The organism is Vibrio paucivorans (assembly GCF_054053395.1).
Genome location: NZ_CM133230.1, coordinates 1,414,909 through 1,432,207 on the forward strand (window position 1 = coordinate 1,414,909; position 17,299 = coordinate 1,432,207).

At 44.5% G+C, this 17,299-nt stretch carries 15 protein-coding genes; 9 read left to right on the top strand and 6 right to left on the bottom strand.

Annotation, left to right across the window (positions count from 1 at the left end):
* Nucleotides 1-29 precede the first annotated feature (29 nt).
* Nucleotides 30-212, top strand: coding sequence for a hypothetical protein (locus ACXABW_RS06665; protein ID WP_265687460.1), 183 nt, complete (start codon nucleotides 30-32; stop codon nucleotides 210-212).
* A gap of 85 nt (nucleotides 213-297) precedes the next feature.
* On the opposite strand, the gene ACXABW_RS06670 is transcribed toward ACXABW_RS06665, so the two are convergent.
* Entirely contained in the window at nucleotides 298-1,446 is a 1,149-nt protein-coding gene (locus tag ACXABW_RS06670; protein ID WP_457524686.1) for an aminotransferase-like domain-containing protein, read from the bottom strand.
* Between the two features lie 166 nt (nucleotides 1,447-1,612).
* On the opposite strand from ACXABW_RS06670, the gene ACXABW_RS06675 reads away from it, so the two are divergent.
* The gene (locus ACXABW_RS06675) at nucleotides 1,613-2,482 is read left to right on the top strand and encodes an AraC family transcriptional regulator (protein ID WP_265687488.1); all 870 of its coding nucleotides are present in this window, start codon (nucleotides 1,613-1,615) and stop codon (nucleotides 2,480-2,482) included.
* A gap of 51 nt (nucleotides 2,483-2,533) precedes the next feature.
* Here ACXABW_RS06675 and ACXABW_RS06680 read toward each other — a convergent pair whose 3' ends face one another.
* Both ACXABW_RS06680 and ACXABW_RS06685 read right to left on the bottom strand, forming a co-directional pair.
* A complete protein-coding gene (locus tag ACXABW_RS06680; protein ID WP_457524688.1) occupies nucleotides 2,534-3,919 on the bottom strand; it encodes a class II fumarate hydratase in 1,386 nt (461 codons plus the stop codon).
* 29 nt (nucleotides 3,920-3,948) lie between these two features.
* Nucleotides 3,949-4,326, bottom strand: a complete 378-nt coding sequence (locus ACXABW_RS06685; protein ID WP_265687457.1) for a hypothetical protein — start codon at nucleotides 4,324-4,326, stop codon at nucleotides 3,949-3,951.
* Nucleotides 4,327-4,596: 270 nt separating this feature from the next.
* Here ACXABW_RS06685 and ACXABW_RS06690 point away from each other — a divergent pair, with 270 nt between their 5' ends.
* The gene (locus tag ACXABW_RS06690) at nucleotides 4,597-6,507 is read left to right on the top strand and encodes a methyl-accepting chemotaxis protein (RefSeq protein WP_457524691.1); all 1,911 of its coding nucleotides are present in this window, start codon (nucleotides 4,597-4,599) and stop codon (nucleotides 6,505-6,507) included.
* Between the two features lie 63 nt (nucleotides 6,508-6,570).
* Here the strand turns inward: ACXABW_RS06690 and ACXABW_RS06695 are convergent, their stop codons facing one another.
* Nucleotides 6,571-7,989: an amidohydrolase family protein gene (locus ACXABW_RS06695; RefSeq protein ID WP_457524693.1), complete on the bottom strand. Its 1,419-nt coding sequence runs from the start codon at nucleotides 7,987-7,989 to the stop codon at nucleotides 6,571-6,573.
* Between the two features lie 271 nt (nucleotides 7,990-8,260).
* Between ACXABW_RS06695 and ACXABW_RS06700 the strand changes: the two genes are divergently transcribed.
* Complete coding sequence (locus tag ACXABW_RS06700) at nucleotides 8,261-8,980, top strand: substrate-binding periplasmic protein (protein WP_457524695.1); 720 nt, start codon at nucleotides 8,261-8,263, stop codon at nucleotides 8,978-8,980.
* 114 nt (nucleotides 8,981-9,094) lie between these two features.
* On the opposite strand, the gene ACXABW_RS06705 is transcribed toward ACXABW_RS06700, so the two are convergent.
* A complete protein-coding gene (locus ACXABW_RS06705; RefSeq protein ID WP_457524697.1) occupies nucleotides 9,095-9,622 on the bottom strand; it encodes a hypothetical protein in 528 nt (175 codons plus the stop codon).
* A gap of 617 nt (nucleotides 9,623-10,239) precedes the next feature.
* On the opposite strand from ACXABW_RS06705, the gene ACXABW_RS06710 reads away from it, so the two are divergent.
* From ACXABW_RS06710 to ACXABW_RS06720, 3 genes are all read left to right on the top strand, one after another.
* The gene (locus ACXABW_RS06710) at nucleotides 10,240-10,995 is read left to right on the top strand and encodes a hypothetical protein (protein ID WP_457524699.1); all 756 of its coding nucleotides are present in this window, start codon (nucleotides 10,240-10,242) and stop codon (nucleotides 10,993-10,995) included.
* Between the two features lie 172 nt (nucleotides 10,996-11,167).
* Nucleotides 11,168-11,362, top strand: a complete 195-nt coding sequence (locus ACXABW_RS06715; protein WP_265687287.1) for a LysR substrate-binding domain-containing protein — start codon at nucleotides 11,168-11,170, stop codon at nucleotides 11,360-11,362.
* Between the two features lie 127 nt (nucleotides 11,363-11,489).
* Nucleotides 11,490-12,233: an oligogalacturonate-specific porin KdgM family protein gene (locus ACXABW_RS06720; protein ID WP_265687286.1), complete on the top strand. Its 744-nt coding sequence runs from the start codon at nucleotides 11,490-11,492 to the stop codon at nucleotides 12,231-12,233.
* A gap of 102 nt (nucleotides 12,234-12,335) precedes the next feature.
* On the opposite strand, the gene ACXABW_RS06725 is transcribed toward ACXABW_RS06720, so the two are convergent.
* Complete coding sequence (locus ACXABW_RS06725; protein ID WP_457524701.1) at nucleotides 12,336-12,980, bottom strand: MurR/RpiR family transcriptional regulator; 645 nt, start codon at nucleotides 12,978-12,980, stop codon at nucleotides 12,336-12,338.
* 172 nt (nucleotides 12,981-13,152) lie between these two features.
* Here ACXABW_RS06725 and ACXABW_RS06730 point away from each other — a divergent pair, with 172 nt between their 5' ends.
* Complete coding sequence (locus tag ACXABW_RS06730) at nucleotides 13,153-14,556, top strand: PTS fructose transporter subunit IIC (protein ID WP_457524703.1); 1,404 nt, start codon at nucleotides 13,153-13,155, stop codon at nucleotides 14,554-14,556.
* 85 nt (nucleotides 14,557-14,641) lie between these two features.
* Nucleotides 14,642-17,299, top strand: coding sequence for a glycoside hydrolase family 38 N-terminal domain-containing protein (locus ACXABW_RS06735; protein WP_457524705.1), 2,658 nt, complete (start codon nucleotides 14,642-14,644; stop codon nucleotides 17,297-17,299).

Sequence of the window (17,299 nt, forward strand, 5' to 3'; positions counted from 1 at the left end):
GACATAAAAACAATAAACTGGAGTAGATTATGAAAAAGGTGGCGTTAGTCATATTGGCGGTGCTTGGCTTAACGGCTGGAACTGCCTATGCGTTTGGTGGTTGGAATGGCCATTTTGGTTGGCATAACCATGGAAGTACATCGGATTTTAATTTGTTCGATGATACTCATGGAAAACATGGCGAAAATTGCCTTAGTTGCTCACATCATTAGAGGGCGCTGTTAACGACTATAAATAAAAGCCGCTACTGAAAAGTAGCGGCTTTTATTTATAGATATGGTTATGTTCTTTAAGTGATTATAGTGTTTTAAGAACGGTGCTGAGTCGAGAGATTGCTTCGACTAACTCGTTTGGTTCGGCGTTGGTGAAGTTTAACCTTAGAGCCGGAGTAGCCAGAGATTCGTCTGGGTAGAAAACTGGGCTAGGGACAACGGCAACGCCGTTCGCCAGCAGTTGTTTCGCTAGTGCAAAGGTGTCGCATTCAGGCAACGTCACCCAAACGAACATCCCGCCATCAACATCTTTTACCTCACAGCTTTCTGGCAGCTGTTTCTTCAGCTCAGAGTTCAACACTTGGTAGCGCTCGTGGTAAAGCGCCTGAATTTTTGACATGTGCAGCTCAAAGTTGTCGTGTTTTAACAGGCCATGAAGCAATGCTTGCATTGGTACGCTGGAGTGCAGGTCGGCACCTTGTTTTACTTTCACCAATGGCTCTAGGTAGCTTACTTTACCCGTCACGGCACCAATGCGTAGGCCCGGTGAGGCAATTTTAGAGAAAGAGCGCAATACGATAGAGTGTTGCGGGCAGAAATCTGACACCATTGGTAGCGCTTCGCCACTGAATCTCAGCTCGCGGTAAGGTGCGTCTTCAATGAAGGCTACATTGTATTGCTCACAAAGTTTGGCAACCGCTTTACGTGTATCTAAAGACCAGCACACCCCTGTTGGGTTATGAAAATCGGGTACGGCGTAAAACATTTTTGGTGCTTCTGCTTTGAATGCCGACTCGAGCGCTTCTAAGTCTGGCCCGAACTCAGTTTGTGGCACTGTCACCATATTCGCCTGCACCAAGCCGAAGACTTGCATTGCACCCAGATAACTCGGCGCTTCCATAATGACGGTGTCACCTGGGTTAATGTAAGCACGAGCGATAAGGTCTAGGCCTTGCTGCGAGCCTGTCGTGGCAATAACCATGTGGCTGTCAGGTAGCTTGAACGTGTGTGTAAGGTGCTCTAACAGTGGGCCGTAGCCTGCAGTTGCACCGTATTGGAATACTTCAACCATATCTGGCATCGCCTCAAGCGTTGGGCGCATTAAGTCGATTGGAAACGTTTTTTCATCCGGCAATCCGCCTGCTAATGAAATGACATTTTTGTCTGTGGCAGCGGCTAAAATCTCTCGAATATAAGAAGACTGAATCTGTTGCAGTGAGTGTGCGATTTCCATGTGTATTCCTGTTGAGTTTTTTATTTTGTTTTTATATCCCCAGCAGCACTAAATGCGGACAAAGTAATTTAATGAGCAAAAGGGCAATACAAATACTAACGTTGGTTGAGTTTAGTTGTTTGTCCATTTATGCTTATAGATATGTCCATTTATGCTATTTAGAGCGATGAACCAGCATCACATATCAAGAATCAATGATGTGTTATTTCATATTCATCAAGACATTAGTAAAGAGTTACCAGCGAAAGAGTTGGCAAAGGTCGCTGCGTATTCGGAGCAGCATTTTCACCGTATCTTTAAACAGGTGGTGGGGGAGTCGATCCATCAGTATATTCGCCGAACCAGAATGGAATATGCTGCAAATCAGTTAATGTTTGATACCAAAGCTTCAGTGTTAGAGATAGCCAATAATTGTGGCTTCAATTCATTGTCATCTTTTAGCCGAGCGTTTAAATCAACTTTTGACATGTCGCCCGGCGAGTGGCGTAAGCATGATTTGCAGATTTCTCACAAACCTTATCTGTACGATGAAGAGATCGCTCGGGGTTATGAAAGAGCGGCGAAAAAGACATTACCTCAACCTAAGATTGTTGAAGTGCCAAAGCGGATGGCTGCGTATGTTCGACACACGGGTTACAACCGTTCGATACGTAATGCTTGGTTGATCTTAAAAGCTTGGGCAAACAGTGAGAATCGAGACTTTTCGACTCAGTTCGGCTTGCACCACTCTAATCCTGCTTGGGTCGCGCTGGATAAGTGCCGATACGTGGCATGTATCGAGATTGATCGCCCGCTTAAACTGCGTGGGGTGGTGAATCAAATGGTGATACCCGGAGGGTTGCACGCGGTTTTTCGCTTACAAGGAGTTTACGGAGAGCTGCTTCCTCAAATCAGCCAAGTGCTGGAAAAGTGGTTACCTGAGTCCGGTTTCAAATTGCGCTCAACGCCTGCCTATGTGCACTATCACGACAACCATTTCGTCAACGATACCGAAGTGTTTGATTTGGACTTCTACTTGCCGATTGGTTTCTTCTAAATTACCTATCAAATAAAATCGCCAGCATTAAGCTGACGATTTGAATCAAAGTTACTGAGCAAGCCCGCCTTTTGTTAGCTTGCTTGGATCGAGAAGTTGTTCAAGCTGCTCACGACTTAAGTCGGTTTCTTCTTCAGCAACATCGACAATAGCTCGACTTTGCTTATAGGCTTTCTTAGCGATGTCAGCCGCTTTCAAGTAGCCTATCACTGGGTTAAGTGCCGTGACCAAAATTGGGTTCTTAGCTAACGCGACATCGAGGTTATCTTCCCGCACGCTAAACGTTGCGATGGCTTTATCAGCAATAGCAGTGGCACTGTTAGTCAGTAGCTCGATACTCTCTAACACATTGTGTGCGATAACAGGCAGCATAACGTTCAACTGGAAGTTACCGGATTGCCCTGCAACGGTAATTGTGGCGTCATTACCAATAACTTGAGCGGATGCCATGGCAACGGCTTCCGGGATCACGGGGTTTACCTTGCCAGGCATTATAGAAGAACCCGGCTGTAAGCCTTGCAGTTCAATTTCCCCCAGTCCTGCAAGAGGGCCTGAATTCATCCAACGCAGGTCATTGGCGATTTTCATGAGTGCGACAGCTGTGGTTTTTAGCTGACCGGAGAGAGCAACAATGGCGTCTTGACTGCTGAGGTTAAAGAAGAAATCTTCACTCGGTGTGAATTCAGTTCGAGTGACTTGCGACAAGTTATCTGCAAAGGCTTTTGCAAACCTTGGATCGGCGTTTATCCCGGTACCAACCGCGGTTCCTCCTTGTGCCAGTGCTTTCACTGCCGACAAACTGGATTCAATTCCGCGAATCGCGTGCTCAATTTGAGACTGCCAACCGCCTAGCTCTTGGTTAAACGTAATTGGCATCGCGTCCATAAGATGGGTTCGGCCAGTTTTGACGAAGTGTCCCACTTCATCTCGTTTGTGGTTAAGTGCTTCGTTGAGGTGTGACAGGGCGGGCAGAAGTTTCTGTTCAACGCTCAATGCTGAGCTCACTTGAATTGCCGTTGGAATCACATCATTACTGCTTTGCCCCATGTTCACGTGATCGTTTGGGCTAACGTCATCCCCAAGTTTTTGGCTTGCTAGCGTTGCAATCACTTCGTTCGCATTCATGTTTGAACTGGTCCCAGAACCGGTTTGGAATACGTCGACCGGAAACTGGCCTAGGTGATGTCCCTCGATGATTTCATCAGCGGCTTGTTCAATTGCATTGGCAATATCCCCCTCAATGAGCCCGAGTTGAGCGTTGGTTTGCGCTGCGGTTTGCTTTATGTATGCCAATGCCTGAATGAAACTTACTGGCATGGTGTGTGAGCTGAAATGGAAGTTGTCGACCGCACGTTGGGTCTGAGCTTGGTAAAGGGCATCTTTTGGGACGTGCACCTCTCCCATGCTGTCTTTTTCGATTCTAAATTGTTGAGTCATGAGGTCATCCTCTTGGGCTTATGCTTATTTTAATAGGGCGCTTTGATGCGCTGTAATTGTAGTTGTAGGGGTAAAAATTTGGCGTCACCATCCTCTTGCTGGTAATAGTGGCGCTTTAAACACATCAATGGAGTATGCACGGAATCAAGGCAGACACGTCGAAAGGTGTGGCTTCGCTTAGGATCTTGAATCGCGTCGAGAAGGTGAAAATACACCTGCCTCAGGTACAGCTCACACAGTAAAGGACTTTCGTGTTCCGCACCTGTTTCATACAGCGACGACAACATCATTCCACTGTGTATGTAATCGTAGATCACATCAGGTTCAAAACCTCTTTCTAGGTACTGGTAGAGAAAGCGATCCTGAGCTTTGAAATACAAGTTGTAGAGTTGCTGTTGGCAGTCCATAAATGAAACCTAGATGCATTTAATATGTAATGATAATTATTATCATTTAATTGTCAGCAACACAATACGTTCGAGCGGTAAGAGCGAGAAAATTGGTAAATCTGTTCAATCTAAAGCGATTTCTGTAGCGGAATGGATAAATCTTGTCGAATTGTGGAATTTTGTGGCAGAGCGACCACACTTATTAACAAAACGCGCAATAGATAATTGCACGCCTTGTAATCAAAGCACTCAATTTATTGAGGCAACGTTCATAACAAGGATGACACGATGAGAAACTTAGGATTCAGGAAACTATTGCTGATCGCCATCATAGGTTTGGTGGTGGCATCAGTATCGGTGTCGGGTTACGTCGCTTACATCAAAGAAAAAGAAACTATGGTCGAGTTAATCACTAAGGCCAATCAAGATTATGTGAAAAACAAAGCCGAGCAAATCGCGAGCCAGCTCAATGAGAAAGTCCAAGGGTTAGATAAGCTCGGTGGGCAGTTCGACAATAAACCCATGACGGGTACTGAAGACGACTTCATTGAGTGGACGCATATCTTTTCTAAAGCGATGAACTTAAACAGTTCAGTCGTCGCCTTCACCAATGGGGACGCCTACTGGAACCAGACCGCGAAGACTTGGCCGAACCACAAATACAATGGTGATGTGACGACTCGGAGTTGGTACCAATTAGGTCGACAAAGCCCATCTGCTGCAATGACCGAACCGTATCTGTCTAGCGATGGGGATGTCTATTGGGTTTCTATTGTGCGTAAAACCATGAGCGGCATGATTTCTGTCGACATGCAGTTAGATTTCCTCAATGAAGTAGTGAAGAGCGCCAATGAGATCCCGGGTGCTGTCGCGATCATCTTGAATCACGACAAAACGGTATTGGCCTATTCCGATGAAGGTGTAAAAGCAGGGGAGAAAACGGATAGCTACCCTTGGTTAAATGACGTAGCAAACAACGCATTAGGTGATGTCGATGTTGTGTTTGACGGGTATCTTGGTGATAAAGAAAAACTGTATTTCTCCCACCAAATCAGTGTAGGTAGCAAGAAATGGTATGTGGTTATTGGTTTAGAGAAAGAAGTTGTGTTTGCTGCGTTAAGTTCTGCCAAACAAGCTGCTATTACGACCGCTCTTATCGCGACCATCATCAGTAGTATCCTTGCCGTTGCGATTCTTAATGTGCTGTATCGACCAATTCTAGTATTGAAAGACACTATTTCGGGTCTAAGCCAAGGCGATGGCGATTTAACGCAGCGTATAGAAGTAAAAACCAAGGATGATTTAGGTGATATTTCAGAAGGGGTGAATGCGTTTATTGCCAACCTTCAAGCAATGATGCTGGAAATTCGTGAAGTGACGGATCATCTCAATGAAAACGTCTATCGGATGAAAGACCAAAGCCAGAGAAACAGCGATATTTTACAAAACCATGTGCAAGAAACCGAGCAAGTCGTTACGGCGATAGAGGAAATGAACTCGACCGCAGAATCAATGGCAACGGATGCGGCAAATACTGCAGATTTAACCCATCAAGCGAATGAGGCAAGTGCTACCTCTAAGCACACTGTGACTCAAGCGCAAAACAATGTTCAAGAGCTGGTGAACGATGTGAGTACGGCTTCGGACAACGTGAATAATATGGCGTCTGAGACTGAGGGCATCAATACCATTTTGAGTGTGATTGGCGATATCGCAGAGCAAACTAATCTATTGGCACTTAATGCCGCGATAGAAGCTGCACGTGCTGGCGAGCAGGGGCGTGGTTTTGCGGTGGTGGCTGATGAGGTTCGTAACTTAGCAAGTCGCACCAAAACCAGCACCGAAGAGATTGAACAAGCACTGCAGAGCTTACTACGTGGAAGCCAATCTGTGGTGGATTCAATGGATTCGACCAAACAGAAATGTGCGCAAACTGCGGACGGCGCTGGTGAAGTAGCCACTAGCTTGGATGTTATGACGCAGTTCGTGACTGAAATTAACGATCTCAGCACTCAAATAGCGACAGCGGCAGAAGAGCAAAGCAGTGTCACACAAGAGCTCAGCCGGAACATGACGGCGATAAACGACATTGTCGGAGAGTTAGACAGTAACGGCCAACAGGCCTTGGAAGAAGCGAATAATATTTCAGAAATGAACCAGAAACTGACCAGTATAGTAGGGCGGTTTAAACTGTCTTAAACAGTAAAATACCAAAAAGCCCTCAAGCTACGTTAGCTTGAGGGCTTTTAAATTGGGTAAGGTTTATAGGGTATTTTTGAAAATCTTACCGTCTTTCATGATGAGATCCATTTCAGTTAGGTGAGAACCGTCTGGTTTGGCATCATTGGTTAGCCATGTCTCACGACCACCGACTAGTGTGATGTCTTCTAGCGGGTTACCGTCAATCAGAAGGATATCGGCGTACGCGCCAACCTCTATTACACCAATCTTGCCGTCTGAGTACGGGTTGATCCAATCTTCCATCAGCTCTGCGGAAATACGACCGCCAGTCGACGTCATGGCGCGAAGTGCTGAGAAGTTGCCGAAGAATTTCGCATTTAAATAGATTTCATGAGAAATCTGCTTGGCACACATATCGGCGTAACCCACACAATCGGTGTTAAATGCACGGTAGTCTGGGTCGAGCTTTTGAACATTTTCGACGTAACTTCCAAATGCGGCTTGTGCTGACTCTAGCTTCTTCTGAATATTAGGGTCTTGAACCACTGGGATTTTTGCGAGCTCAGGAGAAAACGCCGTTAAGTTTGTCACTAGGAAAGCGCCATTTTCTTTAAACTTCTTATGGTGGTTCTCGTTGAACATGAAACCATGCTCAATAGACTTCACTCCGGTATCTAGAGCTTGGTGAAGTGCTTTATCAGAATAGGCGTGCGTAGCAACATAAGAGCCGTACGTCTCAGCAATGTCGACCGCTGCTTTCAACTCTTCATCAAGTAAGGATTGGTACTGCCATGGGTCAAATTTAGACGACACACCACCAGACTGAAACACTTTGGTAAATTGCCCACCTTGGCGATAGTTGTAACGAGCTTGCTCATGAATTTCTGCAACGCCAGCAGGGGTCGACATAATGTTGAGTAGCTCTAGGTTTTGAGGGGAATCGCTCAAACGGCGAGACTGTAGACCCACATCTGAGTGTCCGCCTACAGGAGCGATAGGTGCGCCTGATACGTATGTGCGAGGGAAATCAATTTTGCCTTGTTTCTCTAATTCAGTCCAAACACCGTCTGCACCACCAACGTCGCGAATAGTACCGAAGCCAAGGTCCAGATACATTTCGCCAAAACCTTGGGCGTGAACCGCAATTTCAGACCAGCGCATATCGTTAGTGCCTAACAAGCCTTTAGGTAGAGTTAAGTGCATGTGTGCTTCCACCAAGGCAGGCATTAGGGTACGGCCTTCACCATCAATCACCTTTGCGTCTTTCGGTACGTCGGATACTCCTTTACTAATTGCGGTTATTTTGTTTCCTGTTACGACGACAGAATGATTTTGATACAGCTTATTCTCAGTTCCGTTGAAAATATTCACATTCTTAAACACGATAACTTGTGGCGCTTCAATAGCAGTAGGTGCTGCCTCTTGAACAGGTGCTGGTGCGGCAAACGCGCAAGCAGCAGTGAACGCTAAAGATGTGGCAATCAGTGTTTTCTTGAACATAAAGTACTCTCTTAGTTAGTAGTGGTGTTCTGAAATCTGGTGCCATAGTAGCCATTTAGATAATCAGTTAATTGCCATTTGGTGACATTTAGTTTGCAAAGTGTGCTTGCTACAGCTGCTGCTATGAGTAGCCACTAGAATGAAATGTTTTAATATGGTCACTATGCTTATCTATGTGTTCCAGTTGCTCGGATATCACATGAGAGTTCTTTTTTACTTGTTAGCATTGGCATTTCCCTTGACTAGTTTTTCGTCAGACCAGGTGATACCTGTGACCATTTATTCGGATGATGGCTATCCACCGTTCAGCTACAGTGTTCAGGGAAAAGCGGCAGGTATCTATCCAGATATCGTGCGTGAAGTGGCCTCCGCCATACCGGAGTTTGAGGTGACTATTAAGCCGATTCCTTGGCGTCGAGGTTTAATGTTGCTCGAGAACGGGCAGGGCTTTGCTTTGCTGCCACCTTATTCTTTCCCTAAGAAGAGGCCTTATATCGCTCCGTATTCTCAGCCGATTCTTGCCGAAGCTGTAGTGGTGTACTGTCACCAACAAGTTTCGGAAAAACTGAGTAAGCCACTTGATTGGCCAAGTAGTTTCGAAGGACTAAGAATAGGAATTAACAGTGGTTACGGTTTGGGGGGAAAGGCATTCTGGAAGATGGTACAAGACGGCAAAATAAAAATCAGAGAAGCAAAAGACACCAAAGCCAATTTATTAATGCTCGAAGCTAGGCGCAACGACTGCTACCTACATGTGGATCTATCCGTGAAATGGGTGATGAAGCAGATCATCGCTCAAGGTGAATTGAACAATGCGAGTTGGTTAGTCGCTGCCATGGAAGTGGATTCGCAGCAAGGGTATTTGGGTTACACCGCGATAGCGGAGAATTACCCGTACAAACAGGCATTCATTGAAAGGTTTAACCAAGTTCTTCTTGAGCAGCAACAAAATGGCGTGGTAGAAAAAATAGTTGGTACTTATTTGAATTAGTCATTAGAACTCATAAAGAAAGTTGCTGAGTTCTAATGACGGATATTAATTGACTATTGTACTTTATAGCGATTCAGTTTTAGTTGAAATCAAGTCAATAAATAACCCTGAGACTTATTTACTTAACCAATCCGATACTGGGCAACTAAGTACAGGGTATTTATCTAGGTAAAGGTGCGTTTGTTGCCACCCTTGTTTCTTAATCAGTTTTAATCCCCTAGATGTACTCGCAATACTAAATATGGTTTCAATATTCAGACCTTTTTCCTTAATTAGCGTGCTCAACTGTTGCTTTGCGGTGCGAATGACTTGATCGGCTCCATAAGGTATACAACTGTATATTGAAGCGAAGTAGGCTACATCAGATTCTGAAGGCCTCTCTATCGGTACTAAGTCCTCTTCTGTTATTTGCCCAGCCATTAACCGTTGATAAGAGTTATGGCTAATAATAATCACACTACCATACGCTGAGATTGAATCTTCTCTGCTTGGGCCTGCTTTTATAAAAATCAAAGAGTAGGGTGATTTAAACCATTCAATAATATTCTCAATTGCATAGTCGAAATCAACACCAAACAGCTTCTTCTCTAACTTCAAAAAGTCGCTGTAATAATTTTCTAAATGAGCTTTATCTGTAATCATATGTTTTCCGTTGAGTTAAAAATATCCATTTTGTTTTTTATTAACAATCAGTGTGGTAAATAATTACTGATTATTTATTTGGGTTGCAGAGAGCTAGGGTGAGTTATACCTTTTCTTAAGGTATATAATGTATTTATTGTTGTTTTTTAAAGCCTAAGAATTTCGACGTTATAAGCTGATCTCAGCAATTTTGTATCCGAAGTGTTCGAGTGAAATATCTTCAATCTAGTATCGGTTAGTGGCGGATGCTAAGGGCTAAGTGGTTGATAGTAAAGTTGAAAATATATTCCAAATATTAACGAGTTGATACCTGATTATTTAACTCTGTTCTTTGGACGTTTTTAATGCCTATATTTTGGGTGAGACATAATTTTATAAGACTGGCAAAGCGTAACTTTTACAGAGCAGGTACTACTACGATCATTTACCTAAATGAACTATTGAAGGGCTGCGTTAGCAACACAATGGACATGGGTGATCTAACGGCGAATACGCTACGTAATTAAGTGTGGTGCGGGTTTATGTTTCAGTGGGCTAGGGCGCGAAAATCCCAAGGCACTTATGCCTGCTAATTCGAGTCTATACTGTTAGACACTGATGACTCTGTTGGAGAAAGCATGAAATCAACAAGTTTACCGAGTTTCGCGCTGTTGCTGCTTGCCCTTATTTCTCCCCATAGCCACTCGAAGTCGATTACGATCGGGATAGAAAATATCAACTATTACCCTCTGTACGCATACGATGAAACTGCGGATGCGTTTACCGGCTATGTGCCAGAGCTATTCGATACTTTTGGCCAAGCTTACGGTTATCGCGTGACATACATAGCCTTGCCAATAAACCGGTTATACAAAATGTTTTACGGCGGAGAAATTGATGCAAAGTTTCCCGATAGTGACCTGTGGAACGTCGATTCACGAAAGGGCTACAGCATCAGTTATTCTTCCTCGATTATAGAGTTACAAGAAGTCATGTTTGTGCAACAAAAAGACAAGGAGCTCAGGCTGTCGGATTTTAATAGGCTAGGCATTGTGAGAGGAATGACCCCTTGGAAGTTGTTTCCGGTCATTGAGAGCGGGCAGGTGAGCGTTTTAGAAGCGAATAGTCCGGAATCCCTGTTGGAAATGGTTTTTAAAGGCAGAGTTCAGGGTGTTGTTATGGACAGAAACGTAGGTCAGTTTTTGTTATTGCAAATGGATAGAACCATCAGTTTAAACATCAATACCAAGCTATTAGAATCGGAAGGTGGGAGCTATCATCTTTCAAGTATCAACGATCCGGATTTGATTGCCGACTTCAACGAATATCTCATCACTCACGCACACCATGTACTTAAACTTCAAGCAAGGTATGGTATTAATGCCTCAAACTGACACTGCATGACTTTAAACCAGAGCCTCTGGCTTTTGTCGCTTCCCCTCTTTTGCAACAGATAAACTTTGAGAAAATGGTCAACACATCGAGTTTGGGTTCATCAGTAACGGCCCACTGTGCCTGTTTCGCATCACCTTTTAGCAGACTCTCCAAGAGCGCAATATCAATAATATGGTTGAGATCAGTAGTATCAATACCATCAAAAAATGTGTCGAGAGCAATATCGGCATATCTTACCTACCGAGGTTTACCGTAGAAAAAGAGCTCGCAGAAGTAACGTTGCAAGAGCTACCTTTTACCGATGCACCACAAATGGTCGAGCCGCTTTGTGGCAGGAATGGTGTGTATTGGCGTTTTTATATGTGACCGATATTCAAGTCGAACGGTGATACAACGAATGTATCACGATACTTTGTACTTAGTTTATTCATGAGTTTTATAGTGGCGGCGAAAGCGAAAGCTCGTATCCTAATAAAATATATAAAGGTCAAAAATGAAAAGCCAAGTTCTACTTTGTTCTACTCTGGTAGCCCTTTCTTCTATGCCTACTTTTGCCGGTGAAACCAAACTAGATGTACGTTTTGGTCACAACACGGCATCGGATATCCGTGATAGCCGAGTGAAGTTTATGCATACATTCGATTCTGGTTTTTACTTTAGCGCGGAAGCTGCGCAAATCCATAACGATGGTTATTTTGCAGGTAATGACTCAAACGATGAAGACACTAATGGCCTCAAAGCAGCGGCACAAGAATTTGAAGCAACATACAAGTTCCAAATTAATGAGCAGTGGTATTGGGCTCCAGGTCTTGTCACGGTAACAGCGCCAGATTGGACGGAATACCGACCTTACCTGAAGCTAGGAACAAGTTTTGAAAACGGCATCTCCTTAACGGGTCGTTATCGTTATAACTGGTCAAATGATGCCAACGGCAAAAACTACTTAGATGGTAGTGGGACTACGCGTGGTGCCTCCAACCAGTTTGATATTTGGGTATCGAAAAACTTTGGTGATGTGGGCTTAATGTATAACCCTCGATACCGTTACCAAGATGGCGTTGACCAAGGTACAGGTCGCGATGATTACTGGGAGCACACGGTTATGGTTAACTACAAGATCGACGAAACTTGGACACCATACATGGAGCTAGTGTCTGTCGATGAGACCTACGTAGATTCTAATGGCAACCGAGAAAACGATTATGCGGTACGCCTAGGGTTTGTTATGAACCTTTAATGACTTGAGTCCACTGCATATTACTTGTCCAAATATTGTAGAAAACAAAAGAGCAGCATTGTCGCTGCTCTTTTTTGCATTTGTTGAACTGGGATAGGGAAATTAGAAGGTCAGCAGTTCTTTTCCTATTTGGTCGACGATTTGCAAAGTGTGAATCTGAGACTCCCTACCATAAAGAGAGATGCCATCGACTTGTTCTTCTAACGCTACGTTTTGGTGGCATACCTGATCGAGTGTTGAGCCTTGGTGGCTTATTGCTACCACTTTAAGCCCCTTACGCTTCGCATTTTGCGCCATTTCAACGACTGCGGTGGTTTCACCAGACTTACTGATCAGAAGTAGAGTGCCGAGCTCGGCACGAGTGAGTTGGTGAATATCAGTAATAACTAAGTGAGGCACATTGGCTAAAGACAGAAAACGAGACAAATAATTCACGCTAACTATGGATGCGCCGCGTGAGTATAGGTATACAACAGGAGACAGCTTTAACGTACTAGCAACCCCAGCAATTTGTTGTTGGTTCATGTGACTTGCAGGTGTCGATACATTTTTTTTGAGCTCATTAGCTAGCTTGTATCTTAACTCCGTATAACTTGCATAGCCCATCTTTTTGCAGACGCGGTTTACCGATGTGGTTGTTGTTAAAGCCTTATTTGCAATGGTCTTAGCGGAAATATCATGTAGCTCACTCGCGTGTCCAATCAAGTATTCGTAAATTGCTCGCTCTATGCCTTGAAATGTGTTCATTGCTCTCAGCTATTATTGAAGAAACTATCAATATTACGCGCGAAAATGAGGCAAATTACCATGACCTCAATCACAGATGTACCGTGATACGTAAGTTGTACGATGAAACTGTGTCGGCACACATTCACGCTCCATATACTAGCCGTAGTTGATAATAACAAGGTACCAAACCATGAGTAAGAAAAAACTGGTTGCAGTGACCGCCTGCCCTACAGGCATTGCGCACACCTTCATGGCTGCTAAAAAAATTCAAAGTTGGGCTGAAAAGCAAGGCTATGAAGTTAAGGTTGAAACACAAGGTAGTGATGGTGTTAAGAACAAGCTTACGGCGCATGATATTGCCACCGCAGACGGCGTAGTATTGGCCGTTGATGTCCCAATCATGGACATGGAACGTTTTGATAACGCAAATCCACTGCAAGTTCGTACCCAAGAGCTAATTAAACGAGTGGATGATTTACTTCCGACGGTTTTCCTACGTGGTAAGGAGAAGTCTGACTCTGATGTTGAAGTGCATGATGAAAAACGCTCTGCTTACCAAGTTGCAATAGGCCATATCATGACGGGTATCAGCTATATGCTGCCTGTCGTCGTACTTGGTGGCTTGCTGATGGCGGTGGCGAAAATCACTGGTGAGTTCGTTGATATTTCGGGCACGCCGATTGAAACCCTCGATAAACTTGGTTTCATGACTATCAAGTTCATGTATCCAATTTTTGCCGGATACCTTGCTTATTCTATTGCTGGCAAACCAGCTCTTATTCCTGCCTTTATCGGCGGTTTGATGACAGACGAGCCGTATAAAAGGTTTTTTGATTTAGAAGGGTGGGCACCCTCTGGATTCTTTGGTGCTATCGCGATTGGTTTCCTCGTGGGTTACTTGGTTCGTTACCTAAACGACGTGATCCGAGTAAGAACCGATCTAACCACTCTCAAAACCATGTTGTTGGTACCAGCCGTAACGGGTGTAGTGATGGTGCTAACCATGGAATACGTGGTTAACCCGTTTTTTGGCGCAGTAAACCTTGCGATGATCACCTTATTTACAGAGGCAGGCGACGCAGGCAGAGGCATTTATTCGATGGTAATTGCTGCGGGTACTGCTTTTGACTTGGGTGGTCCAATTAATAAAGCAGCAGGTTCAGTTGCATTAGGCCTGAATGGTATGAGCGAAGGCTTTGATCTTATCGCTCGTGAATTAGGCATTGTTATTCCACCAATTGGTGTCGGCTTGGCTGCGATGCTAGATGGTAAGTTCCGCAAACGAGTCTTCACTCCAGAAGAGCAAGCGGTGGGTAAAACCTCTTTTATGCTTGGCATGATTGGTATCTCAGAAGGCGCAATACCGTTCATTCTAAAGAACCCTAAGATGATCCCAATTATGATCCTTGGCTCAATCATTGGTACTCAACTTGCGGTTGTCCTAAACGTTTTCCAAAGCTTACCACTACCTGCTGTGTGGGGGTGGTTCCTTTCATCAGACCCAATTAGCTACACCTTATCTGTGTTTGTTGGCTCAGGGTTTATCGCAGTTGCATTACTGCTGTGTACGAAACCTCAACCTACTAATGCCTAACTAGGTTAACTCTTTAATCAACAATTATAGGGGGAAGTGCTCGCTTCCCTTTAATCAAAAAAATAAGACAAGTCGAGATAGATCAATGGCTAAAATTCATGTAATTCCACATACGCATTGGGATCGTGAGTGGTATTTTACCCAACAAGACAGTGACGTCTTAGCGACGTATAACTTCACTAAAGTGATCGAAACGTTGGAAACTCAGCCAGCGTATAGCTGCTATCACCTTGATGGGCAATCATCTATTGTTGAGGATTATCTCAAAGTCCTACCGCATATGCGCGAACGTCTGGCGGCGTTGGTTTCTGATAAGAAGCTGTTTATTGGTCCTTGGTACACCCAAACGGATACTTACAATGTGGCGGGCGAGTCGATCATCCGAAACCTTAAATACGGAATGCACATCGCCGAAGGCTTAGGTCATAGCATGAAGGTGGGTTATTTGCCTGACACCTTTGGTCACAATGCACAAATGCCGACTTTGTTTAAAGGCATGGGGATCGACAACATCATCTTTTGGCGCGGGATTGATTACGACCAACAGGTAGAACGCTCTAACTTCAATTGGTGCTCTGCAGGCGGAGATGAAATTTGCGCTTATAACCTTGTCCATGGCTACGGCGCTGCAAAAAATATGGTGGCGACAGCGGAACATTTGGACAAAAAAATCTTCCCAATGGTAGAGAAGATTAAGGCGCTTTCTGGCTTAGATGAAGTGCTTATTCCATCAGGTGGCGATCAAGTCAATATTGATCCTGAGCTGCCAAACACACTTCAAACCGCGACGCAGCGTTCACCAGAACAAGACGTGTATGCCATTTCATCAATGGAAGCGTTTGTGGATGTGTTGCGAGATAACTGCGATAGTTTTGAAACTTATCATGGTGAGTTTAAGGCGCCGCGCTATGCCCGAATTCATAAGACGATTGGTTCAGTTCGATACGACATAAAAAAACTCAACTTCGATGTGGAGCAGTTCTTAATCAAGAAGCTTGAAGTCGTGATAGCGATTGCGAAAGCGCAAGGCATTACTGTACACACCGAACTTATCGATATCGCTTGGAAGAAGATCCTTGAATGCCATGCTCACGATAGCATTGGTGGTTGTAATAGTGATGCCACCAATGCCGACATCATGCACCGCCTAAAGCAGGCTCAAGAAATCTGTCACGGTTTGTATAACCTAGTGATCAAAGAAATCGCGAGTAGCTGTCATGACGACGAACTGATGCTGTTCAACGGTCAACTTCAACCATACACAGGCCTAGTAAAGGCTGTGGTGTTCAGTTCACATGAAAACATCGCAATCTCAGATGGCAATGGACACTGTGCTATCGAAGTACTTAAACGTGAGACGTTAGATGGCGGTAAAGTCATTGAAGTCACGAAAGACGGTGAGAAAGAAGTGGCGGTTCCACCATACTACCGTTTTGAATTGAACATTTCAGTGAATGATTTACCTGCAATGGGTTATCAGGTATTTGAAGTTCAGCCAAGCGATGTGAGCAACCGTCAAGTGGAGGTCCGTAAGCAAACTGCGATTGAAAACGAATCGCTTATGTTGACGTGCGAAGGCGGCCAGCTTCAGTTAATCGATAAAAAGACTAGCCGTATTATTCCTCAACTTCTTACGTTTGAAGAGCAGGCGGATGATGGCGACTCGTATGATTTCTCACCGTTACAAGGTGACACTCCATTATTTAACCAATCCATCGAGCTTGTTGAAACGCAGATTGGTGAAACAGAGCAGGTGATGACGGTATGCGCGACACTCGACATTCCTGTCGATCTCAACGCACGTACTGCAAACCAGAACGATCATCAAGCGGTATTTGAGGTAAGCCTAACGCTTAGCCAAGGTCGTGAGCAGCTAGTAGTGAACATCACAACACTCAACCAAGCGAAAGATCACCGAGTTCGTGTGTTGGTTAACTCTGACGTGCAGTCCAATACCTCTATTAGTACTCAGCCATTCGCATTGATGGAGCGCCCAATTGAACCGTCAATTGAAGGTTGGCAGCAGAAGTTCCGTGAATGTCCAATCGATATCGAAACTACAGAAGGGGCTGTAGCGTTAGCAGAACAAGATAAAGCACTAGTGATTAACGGCAGCGGGCTTAAAGAGTTCCAGATCGTCAAAGGAGAAAGCTCAGATAAGGTTGCACTAACTCTATTCAAGTCGACCGGAGTACTGGGTAAAGATGACTTAGAGTGGCGACCAGGCCGAGCTTCGGGCATCAACAATACCGTGGTCCACACTCCGGATGCGCAGCTGCAAAAGTCTATGCAATTTAGCTTTGCTTTGGCTTTAACTGAAGATGCTAACCACGACACGATTCGTCAGCTAGAGCGAGAATACCTCGACGTGCCATTCAGTTACCAAAAGCAAACACTAAATAGTTTTGAAAACCGATTAGAACGCTTCCAAGTTCGATTTGACTCACGCAAGCGTTTGGAGTCATTCAGCCTATTTTCATTAGAGCAACCTTTGGAGTTATCGAGCATTGGCCACTCGTTCTACAACAAAGACGCAGTGATCATTCGATTATTTAACCCGACGTCTTCAGCTATCGAACTGGATCTGACTGCGTTCAATCAATTTGCTCACGTCGAGTTGGTGGATTACCGAGAACAACCAAAATTATACGTAGACGCTACAAATGACGAGCGCACACTTAACGCTGTGGTTAAGTCAAACAACAGCATCGATTTACGTGTAACGTTTTCCGTTACCCAATAA

Coding starts and splice junctions, on each gene's coding strand:
- ACXABW_RS06665 (WP_265687460.1), top strand. CDS start 30: ATGAAAAAGGTGGCGTTAGTCATATTGGCGGTGCTTGGCTTAACGGCT.
- ACXABW_RS06670 (WP_457524686.1), bottom strand. CDS start 1,446: ATGGAAATCGCACACTCACTGCAACAGATTCAGTCTTCTTATATTCGA.
- ACXABW_RS06675 (WP_265687488.1), top strand. CDS start 1,613: ATGAACCAGCATCACATATCAAGAATCAATGATGTGTTATTTCATATT.
- ACXABW_RS06680 (WP_457524688.1), bottom strand. CDS start 3,919: ATGACTCAACAATTTAGAATCGAAAAAGACAGCATGGGAGAGGTGCAC.
- ACXABW_RS06685 (WP_265687457.1), bottom strand. CDS start 4,326: ATGGACTGCCAACAGCAACTCTACAACTTGTATTTCAAAGCTCAGGAT.
- ACXABW_RS06690 (WP_457524691.1), top strand. CDS start 4,597: ATGAGAAACTTAGGATTCAGGAAACTATTGCTGATCGCCATCATAGGT.
- ACXABW_RS06695 (WP_457524693.1), bottom strand. CDS start 7,989: ATGTTCAAGAAAACACTGATTGCCACATCTTTAGCGTTCACTGCTGCT.
- ACXABW_RS06705 (WP_457524697.1), bottom strand. CDS start 9,622: ATGATTACAGATAAAGCTCATTTAGAAAATTATTACAGCGACTTTTTG.
- ACXABW_RS06710 (WP_457524699.1), top strand. CDS start 10,240: ATGAAATCAACAAGTTTACCGAGTTTCGCGCTGTTGCTGCTTGCCCTT.
- ACXABW_RS06715 (WP_265687287.1), top strand. CDS start 11,168: ATGGTTGAGATCAGTAGTATCAATACCATCAAAAAATGTGTCGAGAGC.
- ACXABW_RS06720 (WP_265687286.1), top strand. CDS start 11,490: ATGAAAAGCCAAGTTCTACTTTGTTCTACTCTGGTAGCCCTTTCTTCT.
- ACXABW_RS06725 (WP_457524701.1), bottom strand. CDS start 12,980: ATGAACACATTTCAAGGCATAGAGCGAGCAATTTACGAATACTTGATT.
- ACXABW_RS06730 (WP_457524703.1), top strand. CDS start 13,153: ATGAGTAAGAAAAAACTGGTTGCAGTGACCGCCTGCCCTACAGGCATT.
- ACXABW_RS06735 (WP_457524705.1), top strand. CDS start 14,642: ATGGCTAAAATTCATGTAATTCCACATACGCATTGGGATCGTGAGTGG.